Raw genomic sequence first — 20,671 nt, 5'->3', positions numbered from 1 at the left:
TATGAAAAAAATAAACAAATTATTATTAGGTATTGGCGTGCTGGGATTAATTTGCTCATCATGCACAACAAAGGAGGAAGATTTGGGTTCAAGTAATATAAATATCTCTACACCTGTACTGAATGAAACCGACAAGTGGTTACGAGATAATTATACTACACCCTATAACATAGAGGTTTCTTACAAATGGGGACCAGGGAAAGTTGATTTAAACAGATATTTACACCCACCTAAGATAGAGAATGTTAGACCTGCAATGGAGGCTATTAAAGCAGTTTGGGTTGAACCTTACTCACAATTAGGAGGTGAAAACTTTATTAAAAATATAGCACCTAGAGAAATTCTTTTAGTGGGTGGACAAAACATAAACCCAGGTGGAGCAACTTCTGTTTTAGGTTTAGCCGAAAGTGGAATGCGAATCGTGTTTTTTGAAGTAGATAATCAAGACTATAAAAACAAAGATCAATTAATACAATTCATTGGAACAATTCAACATGAATATATACATATTTTAAACCAAAGAATTCCCTTTGATGAGATAGCTTATAGAAACATTACTCCGTCTGATTACACAGGGCAATGGTTCGAGATATCTGATGCTGAGGCTAGAGAATTAGGGTTTATTTCTGCTTATGCAAGAGCAAACGAACATGAAGATTTTGCTGAAATGATAAACGCTATGTTATCAAACTCACCAACAGAATACAATGATTTAATAAATGGTATTAAAAAAGGTATTGTAGATAAAGCTATACAGGAAGCTGTTGCTGCTCTTGGTGCTGGTGCCACACCTCTACAAATACAAATAGCAACTGATGCGGCTATTACTGTTGCTACTCCAGAAGGAGATAAAGTAATAAACTTAATCAAACAAAAAGAAGCTATTGTAGTTAAATACTACAAAGATAATTTTAATATAGACTTGTATGAACTACAAGAGTTAGTAGCAAAAAATGTTGATGAATTCACTAAATAATTAAAATGATAAAAAAACATATAACTAAAATACGTGTGCTTTTGGCTTTATTTACTCTATCTCTTTTTATTACATCTTGTAATGAAAATAAAGAAGAGGAGTTATTTAATCAATCGCCAACCGAACGTATGAATCAAAGAGAGAAAGAATTAAGAGATTTACTTCTTTCTTCAGAACACGGATGGAAAACAGTATACTTTACTGATAATAATAACCTAGGAGGATATACTTTCTTATTTGATTTTTTAGATGAATCTAGAGTTAGAACAATAGGTAACTTTAATAATAATATTTCACCAGTTGAAAGTGAATATACCATAGGTTTAAACACTACAACAACTTTAATTTTCACAACAAAAAGTGAACTTCATGAATTATCAGATTCTGGTAACTCAGCTCCATTGCCTAATTTTGGTGGTAGTGGATATAAAGGTGATTTTAACTTTATGTACTACGGTGTTGAAAACGATGAAATTGTTTTTAGAACTTCTAGAGATTTTGTTGAGGTGAGATTTAAAAAAGCTACAGCAGAAGATTGGACAGATTTTCAAAAGTACCAAGACATGAAAGATTTCCTTAATAGTTCTTCTGGTCATTTAGCTTATGAAAATAATGGAACTGTTCACAATTTTTCTTATATCGGAAACGATGAAATAAGGTTTGCTACAAACCTTGAAGGTAATTCTTCGTTGAACTTCGGAGTAGGCTTCACGTCTAGTGGCATCGAAATTTCACCGGCGATTGATGTTAACGGAACAAAATATTCTGAGTTTACATTAAATGAAACGGAAAATAAATACACTTCGGCTGATGGAAGCTTTTCTATTTCTATAGTGTCTAGTCCTATCGACATGACTGTTACTTGGACTACAGCTGCTAGACCTGCATTTAGTAATCAAGAATTTATTGATACTTTTAACACAGTAAAACCTATCCACGACTCGTTATTTCCTTCTTTCCCTTTAAATGACATATATCTTCTTGGTGAAGGTGAGATTACATTTTTAATAGGCTCTACTTCTGGTGTACATGGCATGTCTTTTTCTGGTGTCTTAGGCAATAAAGATTTATTAGCTATAGGTAAATTAGCCCCTGGTAGAAACTGGAGTTTACTACCACATTTAAATCCTCTAGTTGATTTATTAGTGAATAAATCTCCTTATAAAGTGCAGTTAATAAACCCTGATACTGCCATTTTAACAAGTGATGGCGACCCTAACTTTGTGTTTACAATAGTTAAATAAAAGCTTGTTCTCATTAAACTTACCCAAAAAACAATTGTTTTTTGGGTTTTTTATTCTTATTTTTTCCGGAATGAATTAATTATCATATATTTGCACCCTCAATTTTTTAAAAGAAAACAAACAAAATATATTTATAATGACAAAAGCAGATATCGTATCTAAGATTTCAGATAAGAGCGGAATTGAAAAAGCAGATGTTTTAGCCACTGTTGAAGCATTTATGGAAGAGGTAAAAGATGCATTAGAGAATGGTGACAATGTATATTTAAGAGGTTTTGGTAGCTTCATTATTAAAACTAGAGCAGAAAAAACTGGTAGAAACATTTCTAAAAATACAACTATCAAAATTCCTGCACACAACATACCTGCTTTTAAGCCTTCTAAAGTATTTACCGAAGGGGTAAAAACAAAAGTAGCTGTAAAATAATTAAAAAAGTATTAACCCAAAACCTTCAATAAAAAGGTTTTACAAAACATTTTAACTATGCCAAGTGGTAAAAAAAGAAAGAGAGCTAAAATCTCTACACACAAAAGAAAGAAAAGAGCAAGAGCAAATCGCCATAAGAAAAAGTAAGCAGTAGCTTACTTTTTCGTTGCTTTTATAAATTACGTTCATTGACATTAAGGTTTTAACACCTTAAATGGTATAAACAACATACCTGTTTACAAATTTTAATCCGTCTTCGTAAAAATTTACGATGGCACAAAACCATATTCAGAATGAAAACAGAATTAATAATTCGTTCCAATTCTTCTGATATTGATTTCGCCTTACTTAGAGATGGTAAACTTATTGAGTTAAACAAAGAAACGAGCGATCATAATTTTTCAGTCGGTGATATTTTCCTTGCTAAAATAGGAAAGGTAATGACTGGTTTAAATGCCGCTTTTGTAAATGTTGGTTATCCTAAAGATGGTTTTTTACACTATCACGATTTAGGTCCACAAGTACAATCTTTAAATAAATTCATTAAAAAAGTAAGCACAGGTAATTACAAAGAATTCACTTTAAAAAACTTTCGTTTTGAAGAAGATATCAATAAAGACGGAAGTATTAACGATGTACTAAAATCAGGTCAAAATTTATTAGTACAAATTGTAAAAGAACCAATATCTACCAAAGGTCCGCGTATTAGTTCGGAACTTTCTATTGCAGGTAGGTTTTTAGTTTTAGTTCCTTTTTCTAACCGCATATCGGTATCACAGAAAATAGCAGATCCGAAAGAAAAGGAACGTTTAAAAAAATTAGCAAAAAGTATCAGACCAAAAGGGTTTGGACTTATTTTACGTACTGTTGCCGAAGGTAAAAAGGTAGCAGAACTTGACAAAGATTTACAAAACTCACTTGATAGATGGAAAACTATGTGCAAACGCATAGCTAATAATAATACTCCTACAAAAATATTAAGCGAATTAAACAGAGCATCTTCTATTTTAAGAGATGTTATGAACGATTCTTTTACAAGTATTGTAACCAACGATGAAACCTTAAAAGTTGAAATTAAAGAGTACTTACAAGAAATATATCCTGAAAAGGAAAATATTGTAAGACATCATCGTTCTGATGTTCCTATTTTTGAAAAATATGGTATTGAACGACAAATTAAAACATCGTTTGGAAAAACAGTTTCAATGAGTAAAGGAGCTTATTTAGTTATTGAGCATACAGAAGCTTTACATGTTATAGATGTAAATAGCGGTAATCGCTCTAACAAATCCTTAAACCAAGAAGAAACTGCTTTAGAAGTCAATTTAATTGCTGCCAGTGAAATAGCTCGTCAATTACAATTACGAGACATGGGTGGAATTATTGTTGTTGACTTTATTGATATGAAGTCTGCAGAAAATAGACAAAAACTATATCAACATTTAAAAGATGCAATGTCTTTAGACCGTACTAAACATAAAATTTTACCTCCAAGTAAGTTTGGCTTAGTACAAATTACAAGACAACGTGTACGACCTGAATTAGAAATAAAAACACGTGAACCAAACCCTAATAAAAACGGAGAAGTTGAAGCTCCTATTGTTTTATTAGATAAAATAGAATCAGAATTAGAACGTATACTTAATAGCGGCAAAAAATATAAAGAAATCACATTAAATGTTCATCCGTTTATAGCTGCCTATTTAACAAAAGGCGTTAATTCAATTCGTTTTAAGTGGTTTATTCAACACAAAAAGTGGATTAAAATATTACCTCGAGATGCTTACCAATACTTACAGTATAAGTTTTATTTGAAAAAAAACAAAAAAAGTAAGTAAGGCAATCTTATTATGAAATAAAAATCCCATATCGTTTTGATATGGGATTTTTTTATTTTTAGAACCAAAAACCTAAATTAAACAACCAATAATGATCTGAATGATCAGGAGACCATGTGTATTTTAATTCTATAGGACCTAAAAATGTTTCTACACTGTACCCTATAGCATATCCTGATTTGGTGTTTTTAAACAAATCTCCATCCTCAAATATATCTTCTTCAACACGAGCATAATTTGCTATAAACATTGCATAATGTTTTTTATAAACCTCATAGCGTAAGTTAAATTCAGATCTTAAATAAGACTGATTGTTTAGCCCACCTGTATCGTATCCATACATTGGAATAAAATTATTAATATAATTTTGATTATATCCGCCCAAACGATAGTCAAATATTTCAAACGATTTTTTTCCGAGTGTATATCCTGCTTGTGAAGTATATTGAAATGTCAATTTATCATAAAAAGTAGTTGCAAACCCCAACGTACCACCCAATTGTGAAAACTGATGGAAAGGTTCACTACCTTGTATTAATTCATCCAGTCTATTATCTCTATCAGACCATATAAACCACTTAAAACCTATATCTGCATAAAACCCTTTTGTTGGAAACATCTCTTTGTTATAGGTGTCTAATTTTAAAAAAGCGAAAGTGTTTATATAATTGCTTTTATCAAAAAAATCTTCTTTTCCTTCAGTAGAAATGTTTTTTGTTCTTGCATTAATGTTTTTATGTTCTGTTCCTACACCTATTGCAAACTTTTTATCAAATGTTGTTTGCAAATATAAAGAGGTTGAAAAATCTCTATACTTTCCATTTATAATCCCTTTATTATATAAAAAATCACTATTAAAAGTATTATACCTTGTTCTTATTCCATAACTTGGAGATAACCCATTATCAATGAAATACTCTAAATTATACCTTATTTTATCACCAACTCCTACATCTAATGAAAGTTCATCATTCTGGAAAAGCAGCTTTTTATGATTATAATTAAGTAGTACTGCTGATTTGTATAGTAAATCATAATGTAAACCTAGTCTTAAAAAAGATTGTATTTTTTCTTCCTTTACAGTTATCTCTAATTTTTTTCCTTGAAAAGATTTTTCAAAATGATAATCTATTCTTTTAAAGTTTTTTGAAGCTGTTAATGTGTTTATTTTTTTAGAAATTTCTTTGTAAGACACACTATCTCCTTCACGTAGCTGTAGCTTTCCTAAAATATAATTATTAGTATAGTTTTTATTACCCTTTATAATAATTCTATCAACTAAAAACCTTTTTCTTTTTGGTGATATTTTTAGTCTTCTATTCTTTTTGGTTTGCATCTTAGCAATACTATCAAAAACCACTCTATACATTTTAGCTGTTTTTTCTCCTTCTTCTAAAATTTCTTTCTTAGCATCAAACGAAATAACACTGTAGTCAATTACATTTGGTTTTATGTAAACATCTAACAATTTAACCTGTTGGTCTGATTTCTGATACATTTGAAAATTAATTATTTGCATTAACAGAGAGGCCACAGAAGTTAATTCTTCTCTTTTCAATAATTCTCCTTGTACACTAACTCCAATAATTATATCAACACCTTTCTTTTTCATTACATCAACAGGAAAGTTATTAACTACACCGCCATCAACCAATAATTTATTGTCTATATCTACTGGATTTAACAACGAAGGAAAAGCAGCACTTGCTCTTAAAGCCAACGGTAATGAGCCATTCTCTAACACTTCTTCTTCACCTGTTTCTATATTTGTTCCTATACAATAAAAAGGTATTGGTAGTTTAGAAAAATCTGTAATATCATCAACTGGCGCTAATAACTCTGTTAAAAAATTCAACACGTTTTGCCCTTTTGACAAACCCAAAGGCAAGCCTAAACTTCCTTTTTTTATAGGTAACGAAACAGCATATTTTTCTCCATGTTCTTTATTAAAAAAAGGCTTTTGTCTTCTAGAAACTTTATCTTGTAATAAATCTATAAAATTAGTTTCTAAGACAGCCTCTTCTATTTGTTTGGCTGTATAACCAGAAGCATATAAGCCTCCTACTATAGACCCCATACTTGTACCACCTATATAATCTATTTGTACACCTGCTTTTTCAAGCTCTTTTAAAATCCCTATGTGCGCAATCCCTTTTGCACCTCCACCACTTAATACCAGTCCTACTTTAGGTTGGTTTTGCGCCAACATAAATGTTGGCAGCAGTAATAAAATTAATAACTTTTTCATTTCCCTTTTTTATGATAGTGTTTGTATATTTTTTGAGCCCTAGCATTCCCAACCACTTCTTTTAATTCTTCAAAAGTAGCTGATTTTACTCTTTTAGCTGATTTAAACTTACGTAGTAAGTTTGTAATAGTTTGCTTTCCTACATCTGGAATTTGCTCTAATTCTGATTGTATAGCACTTTTACTTCTTTTGTTTCTATGGAAAGTAATTCCAAAACGGTGAGCTTCGTTACGTAGGTACTGAATTATTTTAAGTGTTTCTGATTTTTTATCTAGATATAGCGGAATAGGGTCTCCAGGGTAAAAAATTTCTTCTAATCTTTTTGCAATACCAATTATAGCTATTTTACCCCTTAAACCTAAAGCATCTAAACTCTTTAAGGCTGAAGATAACTGTCCTTTACCTCCATCAATCACTATTAACTGTGGTAGTGGTTGATTTTCATCTAATAATCGTTTATATCTTCGATATACGACTTCTTCCATAGAAGCAAAATCATCAGGGCCTTCAACTGTTTTAATATTAAAATGACGATAGTCTTTTTTACTCGGTTTTCCATCTTTAAAAACCACACACGCAGCAACAGGGTTTGTTCCTTGTATGTTTGAGTTATCAAAACATTCAATATGACGTGGTTCTTTTCTTAGTCTTAAATCTTTTTGCATTTGTGCCATGATTCTTTTTACATGACGATCAGGGTCTACAATCTTTATTTGCTTAAACTGTTCTTGACGATAAAACTTTGCATTACGTTCAGACAATTCAACAATACGCTTTTTGTCTCCTAATTTAGGTATGGTTACTTTAATATCTTTACCAACATTTACTTTAAAAGGAACAAAAATTTCTCTTGATAACGAGTTAAATCGTTGACGAGTTTCAATAATAAACAACTCTAAAAGTTCTTTATCTGTCTCTTCTAGTTTTTTCTTAATTTCTGTGGTATAGGATTGTACAATTGAACCGTTCATTATCTTGAAAAAGTTTGCATATCCATGCGACTCGTCAGAAATAATAGAAAACACATCTACATTATTAATTGATGGATTTACTATAGTTGATTTAGCTTGATAGTTTTGTAAAGAAGCTAACTTTTCTTTGATTTTTTGTGCTTCTTCAAATCGCATATCTGCAGCTAAATCAAACATTATTTTTTCAAACTGCTGTAAACTTTCTTTAAAATTTCCTTTTATGATATTTCGAATTGCTCTGATGTCCTCTAAATAATCCTCTTCACTTTGGTATGCTTCACAAGGGCCTTTACAATTACCTAAATGATATTCTAAACAAACTTTATACTTATCAGCATCAATCTTTTCTTGACTTAAATCATAATTACAAGTGCGTAGCGGATATAGTTCTTTAATCAAGTCTAACAATGCATATACAGTTCGTACATTAGTATAAGGTCCAAAATACTCCGATCCATCTTTAACAACTCTTCTTGTAGAAAATATACGAGGAAATCGCTCTTTCTTTATACAAATCCACGGATATGTTTTATCATCTTTTAACAAAACATTGTATCTAGGTTTATACTTCTTTATAAGATTATTTTCAAGAAGTAGCGCATCTGTTTCAGTATCAACCACCACATGCTCTATTCTAACAATTTTTTTTACTAGAACTCGTGTTTTACCATTCTCATGATTTTTAGTAAAGTACGATGAAACTCGTTTCTTTAAATTCTTCGCTTTTCCAACATAAATAATTGTATCATCTTTATCAAAATATTGATAAACTCCTGGCGAGTTCGGTAGTGTTTGTACTTGAAGTTCGAGTGATGTTGGCATACTACGAAAATACGATTTTTTACCCTTTTAAAAGGGTATGATTTTTAGTTTTACTACCTTTACAATATGAGCAAACTCATAGATAATTTTGGAAGACAAATTAGCTACGTTCGTTTAGCAGTAACCGACCGCTGTAACTTACGTTGTCAATATTGTATGCCTGCTCAAGGAATTGATATTGTTCCAAGAAAAGAGCTACTTACCTACAAAGAAATGTACCGAATAATTCGAGTACTTACTGAGTTGGGTGTTAACAAAGTTCGTTTAACAGGTGGAGAACCTTTTGTTAGAAAAGATTTTGTTTCTTTTTTAGAAATGTTATCGTATAATGATTTGTTAGAGGATATTAATATCACGACCAACGGAGCGCTTATTTCCAAACACATCAAAACGATAGAAAACCTTAAAAAGGTAAAGAATATCAATTTAAGCATTGATAGTTTACACCCTGAAAAGTTTGCTAAAATTACCCGTAGAGATGTTTTCCCAGAAGTATATAAAACCTTTGAGTTATTAGAAAAAAGTTCGTTGAATTTAAAACTGAATGTAGTTGTTCAGTCTGGATTTAACACTGATGAAATTAACAATTTTGTGCAGCTTACTAAAGACAAGGATATTGCAGTTCGTTTTATTGAAGAAATGCCTTTTAATGGAAAAGGACAACGAAATGCAGAAGAAGTTTGGAACTACCACAAAATCTTAGATGAAATCCAGTCTCAGTTCACTGTAACTAAGCTCCCCTCAAAAAAATCATCTACTTCTAGAAATTTTTCAATAGAGAATCATAAGGGAACTATAGGGATAATCCCTGCATTCACTCGTACTATTTGTAATGATTGCAACCGAATTAGGATTACCTCAACAGGAACTTTTAAAAATTGCCTGTTTGATGATGGCGTTTTCAACCTACGTGACTTTATTAGAAATGGTGCAAGCAATGAAGATTTAAAAGCCTTGTTTTTATCATTGATAAAAGAAAAGCCTGAAAATGGTTTTGTGGCTGAAGCAAATAGAAAAGGAAACGTAACCGAAAGTATGAGTACCATTGGGGGGTAATTTCAATGTATCAATTAGATAATTTGAAAATGTAACAATTAAACTTTTTAACAGTTACACTTTAACATATGATAACAGTAGAAGAAGCCAAACATATAGTTTTAGAAAACACACAAGATTTCGGAATTGAAGAAATTCCTTTTTTAGAAGCTGTCGGAAGAGTTTTAAAGGAAGATATTGTTGCTGATAGAGATTTTCCTCCATTCAACCGAGTGGCAATGGATGGTATTGCTATCAATCATCGTTTTTTTGAGCACGGTGTTCGCGATTTTAAAATTGAAGGAATCCAAGCTGCTGGAAGTCCACAACAAACACTAGATAATGCCGCCAACTGTTATGAGGTAATGACAGGAGCTGTATTACCTAACAATACTGATACGGTAATTCGCTATGAAGATGTTGATATTAATACGCTAGTAGCTACTATTACTATTGATGAAATTAAAGAAGGACAAAACATACACATACAGGGTTCTGATAAAAGTGAAGGTACAATTCTAATAAAAAAGAACACTATAATTTCTGCTGCTGAAATAGGGGTTTTAGCTACTGTAGGTAAAGCCACTGTTAAAGTTGCCAAACAACCTAAAGTAATGATTGTTTCTACAGGTGATGAATTGGTTGATGTAAATGAATATCCGTTAAACCACCAAATTCGTAGAAGCAATGTATACACATTAGTTTCCTTATTGAACGATTTAAAAATCCCAGCAGATACAGCTCATATTACTGATGAAAAACAAATTTTAAAAGAAAATATAGCGTCTTTTCTACAAGAATATGACGTGCTTTTATTTAGTGGTGCTGTTAGTAAAGGTAAGTTTGATTTTTTACCCGAAGTTTTAGATGAATTGGGTGTTAAAAAATTATTCCATAGAGTTTCACAAAGACCAGGAAAACCTTTTTGGGCTGGTGTTACCGATAACTGCAAAGTGTTTGCTTTTCCTGGAAATCCAGTTTCAACCTTTGTAAATTGTTTGGTCTATTTTTATCCTTGGTATTATAAATCTATAGGTGTACAACAAGAAAAACAAACAGCAACTTTAGCAAAAAACATTACTTTTAAACCTAATCTAAGCTGTTTTTTACAAGTAAAATTAACCTCGGAAAACGGACAAGTATATGCAACTCCAATACAAGGAAATGGTTCTGGTGATTTAGCTAGTTTGGTTGAAGCTGATAGTTTTATTGAACTCTCAAAAACTGAAGAGATAGAATTTAAAAAAGGAAGTGTTTTTCCGATACTAACGTATCGGGGTTTTTAATTATTAATGTTTAGTTTTGAGTTAAAAATTTAAAATGAAGGAAAGTATTGTTCAAGGCAAGAGTTTTCAATTCTCTTTAAAAATAATTTCTCTGTACAAAAAACTACAACAAGAAAAAGAGTTTATAATTTCAAAACAGCTTTTAAGAAGTGGAACTTCAATAGGAGCAAATATAGAAGAGGCTTTAGCTGGTCAAAGTAAGAGAGACTTTATTTCTAAAATGTCTATTTCTTCAAAAGAAGCTAGAGAAACTAATATTGGTTACGTTTATTAAAAGAAAGTGACTTAACAAATATTGATATTACAGATATACTTTCGGACATTCACGAGCTAATTAGGCTATTAACAGCAATTGTAAAAACATCACAACAGAGTTTAACTAAAAATTAAAAACTCAACATTTAAAATTTATACAGAGTGAGCAACTTTTCCCATATAAACGAACAAAATCAACCTAAAATGGTAAATGTTTCTGATAAAAAAATCACGAAACGTACAGCCATTGCTAAAGCTACTATGTTTTTAGGTTCAGAAATTGTGAGTCATTTTAAAAATGATGAACTCATCACTAAAAAAGGACCTGTTTTTCAAACCGCTATCATTGCTGGAATTCAAGCAGTGAAAAAAACCTCTGATATTATTCCAATGTGTCATCCTTTGTTAATCAATGGAGTGGATATCGACATCAATATTGTAGACGATGAGTATGTAGTGGTTTTTTGTAAAGTAACCATTGAAGGAAAAACAGGAGTAGAAATGGAAGCGCTTACAGGAGCTTCTGCAACTTGTTTAACCATTTACGATATGTGTAAAGCTATTAGTCAAAAAATGGTGATTCAAGAAGTGAAATTGGTAGAGAAAACTGGTGGTAAATCGGATATTAAAAATGGATAAAAAACATACTAAACATACAAATTTAGTTAAGAAGTATAATGATAATTTTGCGCCTAATGAAGTAGCTATCTTAGGAACCAAATGTGGAATTATTACTGATTTGGTTCATAAAGTTTCTGCAAAATTATCACAATACAATTTAGGATATTTTGATGTTTCACATGCTAAAGATGTCGAACAAAATACGTTAGCTGAATATACCTTTCATCATGAAGGAAATTTACAAATAAACACTTCTTCACCTGTAAACAAGTACGAACAACGTTTACAGTTTTACAATCACGATTTTGTCTTTATTAATGGAAATCATTACCAAGGGGCGAAACAAATTTTGATTTTAGATGATGAGAAAGAAGCTTCTGTAAAAAAAAGGTTAGATCAATTAACAAACATTCAGTTTATAGTTAAGTTGAATAAAAACTCAAGATATTTTGATTGTTTGTTAGAACGTTTTCCAAACATCAAAAATAGCACCTCTTATACGATTAATGAGATTGATAAAATATCTAATCATATACATAATCTCATTAAAGAAAATATTGCTCCTGTAAAAGGGTTGGTTTTAATAGGCGGGAAAAGTACTCGAATGGGTCGTGACAAATCGGAATTATTGTACTATAAAAAGCCTCAAAAAGAACATGTAAAAGAGTTACTAGAAAACAACAATTTAGAAACTTTTTACTCTGTAAGAGATTTATCTACCTCACCAGAAACGACAAAGGAAATTCACGATACCTTTTTAAATCTAGGACCTTTTGGAGGTATTTGTTCTGCTTTTCAAAAAAATCCAAACTCAGCATGGTTGGTAATGGCTACAGATATTCCATTTGTAAATAATGAGCTTATTCAATTATTATTACAAAAAAGAAATCCATCTAAAATAGCAACTACAGTTAAAGGAAAAAACAAAGAATTTCCTGAACCTTTAATCACAATATACGAACCAAAAGCTTACGGAAAATTATTAGCCTATTTAGCACAAGGTTATTCGTGTCCTCGTAAAATGTTAATTAATTCTGATGTTGAAATTATTGAGGTTGATGATAATTTAATTAGAAACATCAACACTCCAGAAGATTATAAAGAAGCTATAAAAGAGGTTAACTCTTAAAAGCTACAAACAAAATTAGATTTAATAAGAAAACCTATACCAGAAACATCTTGGTATAGGTTTATATATTTATAATATTTCCTTCTTGTACTGTATTATTTAAGACTTCAAATCAAACCTATCTAGGTTCATCACCTTAACCCAAGCTGCAATAAAATCTTTTGCAAACTTTTCTTTTGCATCATTACTCGCATATACCTCAGCTAAAGCTCTTAATTCAGAATTAGATCCAAAAATTAAATCTGCTCTAGTTGCTGTCCATTTTACCTCATTTGTAACTCTATCTTTTCCTTCAAAAATTAATTGTTCTTCAGAGATAGGCTCCCAATACGTATTCATATCCAACAGATTTATAAAGAAGTCGTTTGTCAACACTCCTAGTTGGGTTGTAAAAACTCCTTTTTTTGAACTATCATAATTTGCATTTAAAGCTCGCATACCACCAACCAACACCGTCATTTCAGGAGCTGTTAGAGTTAATAATTGTGCTTTATCAACTAACAATTCTTCTGGTTTAAGTGTGTATTTCTTTTTTTGATAGTTTCTAAAACCATCAGCCATTGGTTCTAAAACAGCAAAAGATTTTACATCGGTTTGTTCTTGCGTAGCATCCATTCTACCAGGATTAAAAGGAACTTTTATTGAAAATCCTGCTCTTTCTGCTGCCTTTTCTACTGCTGCGGATCCTCCTAAAACAATTAGATCAGCCATGGAAACTTTTTTCTCCTTTAACGATTCATTGAATTTATTTTGAATTTTCTCATAAACTGCCAACACCTTTTTTAATTGCGCTGGATTATTACTTTCCCAATTAACTTGTGGTTCTAAACGAATACGAGCTCCATTTGCTCCTCCTCTTCTGTCTGAACCTCTATAAGAAGACGCTGAAGCCCAAGCTGTTTCTATTAACTGATTATAAGGAATTCCCGAATTTAAAATTTCTTTTTTAAGAGAATTGATATCTGCTTCGGTTATCAGTTTATGAGTACGTATAGGAATAGGATCTTGCCAAATAAATTCTTCTTGTGGAATATCTGATCCTAAGTATGTTGTTTTAGGCCCCATATCTCTGTGGGTTAATTTAAACCATGCACGAGCAAAGGCTTTATCAAAAGATAATGGGTCTTCTAAAAACTTCTCACAAACTTTCTTATATTCAGAGTCAAACTTTAAAGCTAAATCTGAAGTTAACATCGTAGGTCTATGTCTCTTATTTTTATCAAAAGCATCTGGAAAAACCTCTCCAACGTCTTTTGCTACCCATTGATGTGCTCCTGCAGGACTCTTGGTTAGTTCCCATTCATTATCAAATAACGTATTTAAAAAAGCATGACTCCAACGAGTAGGCGTAGGCGTCCAAATAACTTCTAACCCAGAAGTAATAGCGTCTTTCCCTTTTCCTGATTTGTAGCTACTTTTCCATCCTAATCCTTGTTCTTCAATGCCAGCAGCCTCTGGTGAAGGCCCTACGTTATCAGCTGGTCCTGCTCCATGAGTTTTTCCGAAGGTATGTCCCCCTGCTATTAAAGCAACTGTTTCTTCATCATTCATTCCCATTCTACCAAATGAAATACGTATGTTTTTTGCTGATGCTACTGGGTCTGGGTTTCCATCTGGACCTTCAGGGTTTACATAAATCAATCCCATTTGTACAGCTGCTAGAGGGTTTTCTACTTCTAAATCTAGCTCTCCATCCTCATTTAACCTTCTGCTTTCTAACCAGCCTGATTCAGAACCCCAATACACATCCTCTTGTGGTACCCAAACATCTTCTCTTCCTCCTGCAAACCCTATAGTTTTTAATCCCATAGACTCTATAGCTACATTTCCTGTTAAAATCATCAAATCAGCCCAAGAAATTTTCTTGCCGTACTTTTGTTTAATAGGCCATAACAATCTTCTAGCTTTATCTAGGTTAGCATTATCTGGCCAACTATTTTGTGGAGCAAAACGCTGAATTCCCATACGGGTTCCTCCTCTACCATCTCCTGTACGGTATGTTCCGGCGCTATGCCACGCCATACGAATAAATAAAGGTCCGTAGTGTCCGTAATCAGCAGGCCACCAATCTTGAGAATCTGTCATTAGCTTAGTTAGGTCTGCCTTTAACGCTACATAATCTAGCTTATTAAATTCATCAGCATAATTAAATTCTTCACCCATCGGATTCGATAATTCCGAGTTTTGTGCAAGTACATCTAAATCTAACTTATTGGGCCACCAATCTTTGTTTGACTTAGTTTCTTTTAACTGTTCTTTTTTGTGTCCTTTGTCAAAACCAAAAGGACATCCTCCCTTTTCTTTTTCTTCTCCATGGTTTTGTTTACCACTGCAAGAAAAAAGCAAAGAAGCTGTTACTACGCTTAAGATTATTTTTTTCATTATAAATTATTAATTGATTTTCAGCAAATCTATATTTGAAATAATTATGTTTTTTAGATTTTAAATAGAAATAATTTATATTAATGTAGTTTAGATTTATTTTTGAGCAAGTGGTAATTCTCTACTTTTAAATTAGGCGCATAAAAAAAGCACACTATTTTTTTAAAAAATAGTGTGCTTTTGTACCAAAGGTGGGACTCGAACCCACACGCCCTTGCGAGCATCGGATTTTGAATCCGACGTGTCTACCAATTCCACCACTTTGGCTTTTGGTGAGTGCAAATCTATAAAATATTTCATTTAAAATATCTTTTAAACTCTTAAAATAGTTTTATTTTTGCCCCAACAACAACACTAACTAAAAATATTTTTTTGTAAATGGCTACAAATCAATTAAGCCCAAAAATCTTTGCGTGTTCACAAAGTATTGAACTAGCAGAGGAAATTGCCAGTGCCTACGGAACCAGACTAGGAAATGTAATTACCACACATTTTAGTGATGGTGAATTCCAACCAGCTTTTGAAGAATCAATCAGAGGAAGAAGAGTTTTCATCGTTGGATCAACCTTTCCTTCTACTGATAACTTAATGGAAATGTTATTAATGTGTGATGCTGCAAAACGTGCATCGGCAAGACATATTACCGCTGTAATGCCTTATTTTGGTTGGGCTCGTCAAGACAGAAAAGACAAGCCTCGTGTAGCAATTGGCGCTAAATTAGTGGCTAAATTATTAGAAACTGCAGGTGCAACTAGAATTATGACCATGGATTTACATGCTGATCAAATTCAAGGTTTCTTTGAAAAGCCAGTAGATCATTTATATGCTTCTACAATTTTTTTACCATATGTTAAAAGTTTAAAGCTTGATAATTTAACGATTGCTTCTCCTGATATGGGAGGTTCAAAAAGAGCTTATGCTTATTCCAAATACTTGGAAAGTGATGTTGTTATTTGCTACAAGCAGCGTCAAAAAGCCAATGTAATTGCTCATATGGAACTCATTGGTGAAGTAGAAGGTAAAAATGTAATTCTTGTTGATGACATGATTGATACAGGAGGAACACTTACAAAGGCAGCCGATTTAATGATGGAACGTGGTGCAAAAAGTGTACGTGCTATTTGTACACACCCAATTCTTTCAGGAAATGCCTACGAAAGAATTCAAAATTCACAGTTGACAGAGCTAATCGTTTCAGATACAATTCCTTTAAAAAAGAGTATTTCTAAAATAAAAGTTGTATCTTGCGCCGCTTTATTTGCTGATGTGATGCATAAAGTTCAAGACAATACATCTATTAGCGATAAGTTTTTAATGTAAATAAATTTAATAAACAAAGTAATGAAATCAATTACAATCAAAGGATCTCAAAGAGAAAGCGTAGGTAAAAAAGCAACAAAAGCCTTACGTAATGCTGGAAAGGTTCCTTGCGTATTATACGGAGGAGACAAGCCTGTTCACTTTTCAGCTGAAGAAAAATCGTTCAAGCCATTAGTATATACTCCAGACGTATTTACTGCTACGATTGAATTAGATGGTGTAACATATAGCGCTGTATTACAAGACATACAGTTTCACCCAGTAAATGATAGCATTTTACACGTAGACTTTTACCAATTATTTGAAGACAAGGCTGTGACTATGGATATTCCTGTACGTTTAGTAGGATCTTCTAAAGGTGTTATGGTAGGTGGTGCTTTACGTCACAACTTACGTAAATTAAAAGTAAAAGCATTACCAGCTAACTTACCAGATTTTATTGAAGCTAATATTACTGAGTTAGAAATTGGTAATAAATTATATGTTACTGAGTTAAAGAATGACAACTATACGTTATTACACCCAGATAACACAGTGGTTGCTCAAGTTCGTATGTCTCGTAACGCCGCTAAAGCAGCAGCTGAGGCTGAAGCATAGACTGCAAAACAATAATCATACAAAAGCGTTACCATGTGTAGCGCTTTTTTTATTTTTGATGTATGATTATTACACCTTTTTTTAAACAATTATTTGGTTTTTCTACAAAACAATTAACAGATAAAGAAGACGATTCTATGAAGAAATTTTTAATTGTAGGCTTAGGTAATATTGGCGAAAAATATGACAATACACGTCACAATATAGGTTTTAAAATCGCAGATGCTTTTGTTAAAGAGCATGAAGGCTCTTTTGAAACCGAAAAGTTAGGAGATATAGCTAAACTTAAAATTAAGGGTAAAACAGTACTTGTTTTAAAACCTAATACTTATATGAATTTAAGTGGTAAAGCGGTTAAATACTGGATGCAAAAAGAAAACATTCAAGTTGAAAACTTGTTAATTATTACTGATGACCTAAATATTGATTTTGGAAAAATTCGTATCAAAGGAAAAGGAAGTTCTGGCGGACATAACGGTCTAAAAGACATCCAAGATAAGTTTAATACAGGTGCTTATCCTCGTTTTCGCTTCGGTGTAGGAGCTGAATATAGTAAAGGTCGTCAAGTAGATTACGTTTTAGGCAAATGGAATCCTGATGAAGAAAGCGCAATGATTGAGCGTATTCCTTTTTCTGTAAAAGCGATTACTTCTTTTATTACAGCTGGTTTAGCTAATACCATGAATGAGTTTAACGGAAAATAATTACGTTTTACACCGTTAACTTATTCAAAAATTAATTATCAGAAGCATACCACTCAGCAAAACTAGTATCTGTTTCTTGTAGCTTAATGCCGTGTAATTTTATGTTTTCTGGAAGCCTTTTTTGAATTTTCTTAGCAAAATCAACCACCATCATTTCGCTTGTTGGTTGATAGTCTACTAAAATAACATGATGTCCACGGTCTTTTAACTCTTTAGCTAACTCTACATGGGGAGTATTCTTATTGAATACCGTAGCATGGTCAAATACATCTACAATCTCTTCTTTTACAATCTTCTTTAAATCTCCAAAATCAATTACCATTCCGTACTTCACATTGGATGTATCAGTAATTGGAGAGCCTATCACAGTAACCGAAAGCTTGTAACTATGCCCATGAACATTTTTACATTTTCCATCATAACCATACAACGCATGTCCAGTTTCAAAAGTAAACTGCTTGGTAATTCGAATCTTACTCATAAATATCTATCTCTAAAGTGAAATAAACTTAAAAAATTACTTCTCTTTTAACCTGCCTTAAATGACAACTAAAGATGTGTATTGACTCTTATTTTCTTTTAAACTTTTTGTTTGCTCTGTATTTATTAAAGAAATAAACTACAGCTACACCCGCCGCTAAAATGGCAAATAAATAATCTCCACCCATAATATTTTACTTTTATTCGCCGAAAGTACGAATTTGATTTTAAATGCTATTATTTTTTCACTCTCTAGAGAATAAAATCTTTAAAAATTAACACCTAACTCCAATTCAAGGTTAAATTCTTTATTTAATACGTTAGAATTGATAAAATGCTGTTTGTAATTTATACCTAAAACTATACCTAGCTCTTCCCAAGGAATTAACCTTATTCCTTGTTTAGATTCAAGCCCAATTAAGAGTTTGGATTTTTTTTCGTTATTCAGACCCCTAGTTGTTTCATATCCAAAAGGAACATTTATACCAACACCTACATAAATACCTTTGTAAAATTTAATAAACCCATCTAAACCAGCTCCTAATAAAAACTGATTAAAACTTTTATACCCCTTACTCTTTAAAAGGTTGGGTTTTAATTGATAGTTATTGAATGAAAATACAGTTGGAATTATAAAATCCTCCTCTGTATCTGAAAACTCAGAGTATTTTATTTTAAATCCTTTATAGTGTTTACTAAAAACAGTATTGTAAGAAAGTATATGAATAGTTCTTGGAGCTTTTTTATTACTTATGCTAGGGTTTTGAGCATGAACGAAGCTAACAAAAAAAATTAACCAAAATAAGCAACGCATATTTTATTGTTTTTTATAGTGAAAAATAATGTAGTTTAATTCTTTAGTGTTGTACTTTATAGTTAAAAAATCTGAGGTAATTTGTAATACAGTAGCATCTAAAATTTCATTATTATCTACTATCAGAGATATTTTAGTCTCCCCGTTTAGTCTCCAAGTTCCTTTATCATGATATCCTTCAGAGAAGGCTTCAAAAAACATGTTAGTTTTAAATAAGATATAATCATTACTCTCTTTTAAAGAAGGTTGATGCACTTCACCAAATACCTCATAGTTTTGAATGCGCCATTTTCCAATTAATTTAGATTTTAGACTTTTTTGAGAAAAAAGAGATAGAGATATTAAAAACAAGAAGACAAGTAAAACAATTCGATACATATTACAAGTGGTTATTAAATTCCAGGTAAAAGTATAAGGCAAGTAAAATGTGAGTTTGTTTATTTAAGACAATGATTATTTTATTACCTTTTGTCGTAAATAGACAAACTATAAAGTAAGAACCTATTGTAATTTTGATGGATAAAGCATCACAAATGAAAAACTCAACACAAATAGAGCGATATAATAAGTTGTTAGATTTTTTAGAAAAGCGTTTTAAAACATCAATTCACACACATGAAATAGAAGATATTTCCTTTTACTCTTATCGAAATATCAATAGAATATTTTTAGCGTTACAACATGAAACTATTGGTCAATTTCTTAAAAGAAGAAAACTAGAAAAAGCTGCACAGTATTTAAAATTTTCAGATATTGAAATTTCAGATATTGCCCTAGAAGTTGGGTATAGTGATGTGGCAGCTTTTAGTAAAGCTTTTAAAAAACATTTTCGCTGTACACCTTCTAGCTTTAAAAGCTCTTATACATTTCAACAAAAAATTACGAATCAAATTTTAGAAGAACCTAATAAAAAAAATGATTCTTTATTACAATTTGAAATTGAAATTATACCATCATTTCAAATGTTGTATTTACAATATCAAGGAACTTATGAAGATATAAAAGGGATTGAAAGAACATGGAAACAGCTTTTAAAGTATGCTGATAAGCATGATTTATTAACTGATAAAACTATTATTGTTGGTGAAATTTTGGATGATGATGAAATAACAGAATTTGTTAATTGTAGGTATAATGCAGGGATTATGCTTACAGAAGTACAAAAAATTGAAGTTAAAGGAATGTTTAAAGTTAAAGAAGTTACTTCTCAAAAATATGCCAAGTTTGTTCATAAAGGAAGTCATGAAAGCTGTTTTGAAACATACAATACAATTTATTCACATTGGATGTATGATATACAATTAGAGTTTTCGGACGCACCAATTTTAGAGTTTTATTTAAATGACGATAAAAATACTCCTCAAGAAGAATTAATTACAGAAATTTACATTCCTATTGTTTAACGCAAAACCAACAAATAAAAATTAATATTTTTTCTTTGAAATTTATACTTCCTCTTTGTCCTAAATAAACAAACACACCTACATTTTCCAGCCTACTTTTGTGTTATTAAACAAATAAA

General features: G+C 31.5%; 19 protein-coding genes and 1 tRNA gene. 13 read left to right on the top strand and 7 right to left on the bottom strand.

The genetic code is table 11. The features are described from left to right. Position 1 precedes the first annotated feature (1 nt). The 4 genes from ABHQ57_RS02530 to ABHQ57_RS02515 all read left to right on the top strand — a co-directional run bounded on the left by ABHQ57_RS02530 (position 2) and on the right by ABHQ57_RS02515 (position 4,485). The gene (locus ABHQ57_RS02530) at positions 2 to 976 is read left to right on the top strand and encodes a substrate import-associated zinc metallohydrolase lipoprotein (RefSeq protein ID WP_167712679.1); all 975 of its coding nucleotides are present in this window, start codon (positions 2 to 4) and stop codon (positions 974 to 976) included. Positions 977 to 981: 5 nt separating this feature from the next. Further along, entirely contained in the window at positions 982 to 2,220 is a 1,239-nt protein-coding gene (locus ABHQ57_RS02525; protein WP_167712678.1) for a DUF4302 domain-containing protein, read from the top strand. A 136-nt stretch (positions 2,221 to 2,356) separates the two neighbouring features. Continuing rightward, entirely contained in the window at positions 2,357 to 2,647 is a 291-nt protein-coding gene (locus ABHQ57_RS02520) for an HU family DNA-binding protein (protein ID WP_047787990.1), read from the top strand. A 293-nt stretch (positions 2,648 to 2,940) separates the two neighbouring features. Then, on the top strand, positions 2,941 to 4,485 hold the full coding sequence (locus ABHQ57_RS02515) for a ribonuclease E/G (protein ID WP_047787991.1): 1,545 nt from the start codon (positions 2,941 to 2,943) through the stop codon (positions 4,483 to 4,485). Positions 4,486 to 4,543: 58 nt separating this feature from the next. Here the strand turns inward: ABHQ57_RS02515 and ABHQ57_RS02510 are convergent, their stop codons facing one another. Further along, complete coding sequence (locus ABHQ57_RS02510) at positions 4,544 to 6,733, bottom strand: patatin-like phospholipase family protein (protein WP_073182312.1); 2,190 nt, start codon at positions 6,731 to 6,733, stop codon at positions 4,544 to 4,546. Beyond that, positions 6,730 to 8,526, bottom strand: a complete 1,797-nt coding sequence (gene uvrC / locus ABHQ57_RS02505; protein WP_167712677.1) for an excinuclease ABC subunit UvrC — start codon at positions 8,524 to 8,526, stop codon at positions 6,730 to 6,732. The genes ABHQ57_RS02510 and uvrC overlap by 4 nt, the downstream gene beginning before the upstream one ends. A gap of 66 nt (positions 8,527 to 8,592) precedes the next feature. Here uvrC and moaA point away from each other — a divergent pair, with 66 nt between their 5' ends. The 5 genes from moaA (at position 8,593) to ABHQ57_RS02480 (ending at position 12,852) form a co-directional block, all read left to right on the top strand. Continuing rightward, positions 8,593 to 9,582, top strand: a complete 990-nt coding sequence (gene moaA / locus ABHQ57_RS02500) for a GTP 3',8-cyclase MoaA (RefSeq protein WP_082118587.1) — start codon at positions 8,593 to 8,595, stop codon at positions 9,580 to 9,582. 68 nt (positions 9,583 to 9,650) lie between these two features. Then, positions 9,651 to 10,847: a molybdopterin molybdotransferase MoeA gene (locus ABHQ57_RS02495; protein WP_167712676.1), complete on the top strand. Its 1,197-nt coding sequence runs from the start codon at positions 9,651 to 9,653 to the stop codon at positions 10,845 to 10,847. A gap of 34 nt (positions 10,848 to 10,881) precedes the next feature. Continuing rightward, positions 10,882 to 11,121, top strand: coding sequence for a four helix bundle protein (locus tag ABHQ57_RS02490; protein WP_317039771.1), 240 nt, complete (start codon positions 10,882 to 10,884; stop codon positions 11,119 to 11,121). A 143-nt stretch (positions 11,122 to 11,264) separates the two neighbouring features. Beyond that, positions 11,265 to 11,741: a cyclic pyranopterin monophosphate synthase MoaC gene (gene moaC / locus ABHQ57_RS02485; RefSeq protein ID WP_159611128.1), complete on the top strand. Its 477-nt coding sequence runs from the start codon at positions 11,265 to 11,267 to the stop codon at positions 11,739 to 11,741. Then, the gene (locus ABHQ57_RS02480) at positions 11,734 to 12,852 is read left to right on the top strand and encodes an NTP transferase domain-containing protein (RefSeq protein WP_167712675.1); all 1,119 of its coding nucleotides are present in this window, start codon (positions 11,734 to 11,736) and stop codon (positions 12,850 to 12,852) included. The genes moaC and ABHQ57_RS02480 overlap by 8 nt, the downstream gene beginning before the upstream one ends. Positions 12,853 to 12,951: 99 nt before the next feature. Here ABHQ57_RS02480 and katG read toward each other — a convergent pair whose 3' ends face one another. Continuing rightward, positions 12,952 to 15,234, bottom strand: a complete 2,283-nt coding sequence (gene katG, locus ABHQ57_RS02475; RefSeq protein WP_167712674.1) for a catalase/peroxidase HPI — start codon at positions 15,232 to 15,234, stop codon at positions 12,952 to 12,954. A 183-nt stretch (positions 15,235 to 15,417) separates the two neighbouring features. Next, a tRNA-Leu gene (locus ABHQ57_RS02470) sits at positions 15,418 to 15,501 on the bottom strand. 111 nt (positions 15,502 to 15,612) lie between these two features. On the opposite strand from ABHQ57_RS02470, the gene ABHQ57_RS02465 reads away from it, so the two are divergent. From ABHQ57_RS02465 to pth, 3 genes are all read left to right on the top strand, one after another. Continuing rightward, positions 15,613 to 16,554: a ribose-phosphate pyrophosphokinase gene (locus ABHQ57_RS02465; RefSeq protein ID WP_389862168.1), complete on the top strand. Its 942-nt coding sequence runs from the start codon at positions 15,613 to 15,615 to the stop codon at positions 16,552 to 16,554. A gap of 21 nt (positions 16,555 to 16,575) precedes the next feature. Then, the gene (locus ABHQ57_RS02460) at positions 16,576 to 17,151 is read left to right on the top strand and encodes a 50S ribosomal protein L25/general stress protein Ctc (protein WP_047788000.1); all 576 of its coding nucleotides are present in this window, start codon (positions 16,576 to 16,578) and stop codon (positions 17,149 to 17,151) included. Between the two features lie 137 nt (positions 17,152 to 17,288). Beyond that, entirely contained in the window at positions 17,289 to 17,855 is a 567-nt protein-coding gene (pth, locus tag ABHQ57_RS02455; protein ID WP_167712634.1) for an aminoacyl-tRNA hydrolase, read from the top strand. Between the two features lie 31 nt (positions 17,856 to 17,886). On the opposite strand, the gene ABHQ57_RS02450 is transcribed toward pth, so the two are convergent. From ABHQ57_RS02450 to ABHQ57_RS02440, 3 genes are all read right to left on the bottom strand, one after another. Further along, positions 17,887 to 18,336, bottom strand: coding sequence for a 6-carboxytetrahydropterin synthase (locus ABHQ57_RS02450; RefSeq protein WP_167712633.1), 450 nt, complete (start codon positions 18,334 to 18,336; stop codon positions 17,887 to 17,889). Between the two features lie 267 nt (positions 18,337 to 18,603). Then, positions 18,604 to 19,149 (bottom strand): hypothetical protein, encoded by a 546-nt coding sequence (locus ABHQ57_RS02445; RefSeq protein WP_073182319.1) that lies wholly within the window; start codon positions 19,147 to 19,149, stop codon positions 18,604 to 18,606. Between the two features lie 3 nt (positions 19,150 to 19,152). Continuing rightward, positions 19,153 to 19,527: a lipocalin family protein gene (locus ABHQ57_RS02440; protein ID WP_167712632.1), complete on the bottom strand. Its 375-nt coding sequence runs from the start codon at positions 19,525 to 19,527 to the stop codon at positions 19,153 to 19,155. Between the two features lie 155 nt (positions 19,528 to 19,682). Here ABHQ57_RS02440 and ABHQ57_RS02435 point away from each other — a divergent pair, with 155 nt between their 5' ends. Further along, a complete protein-coding gene (locus ABHQ57_RS02435; RefSeq protein WP_167712631.1) occupies positions 19,683 to 20,552 on the top strand; it encodes a GyrI-like domain-containing protein in 870 nt (289 codons plus the stop codon). The last annotated feature ends 119 nt before the right edge of the window (positions 20,553 to 20,671 follow it).

Source organism: Tenacibaculum sp. ZH5_bin.1 (assembly GCF_042865525.1).
Lineage (GTDB): Bacteria > Bacteroidota > Bacteroidia > Flavobacteriales > Flavobacteriaceae > Polaribacter > Polaribacter mesophilus.
This window is presented reverse-complemented; position numbering and strand designations above follow the sequence as displayed.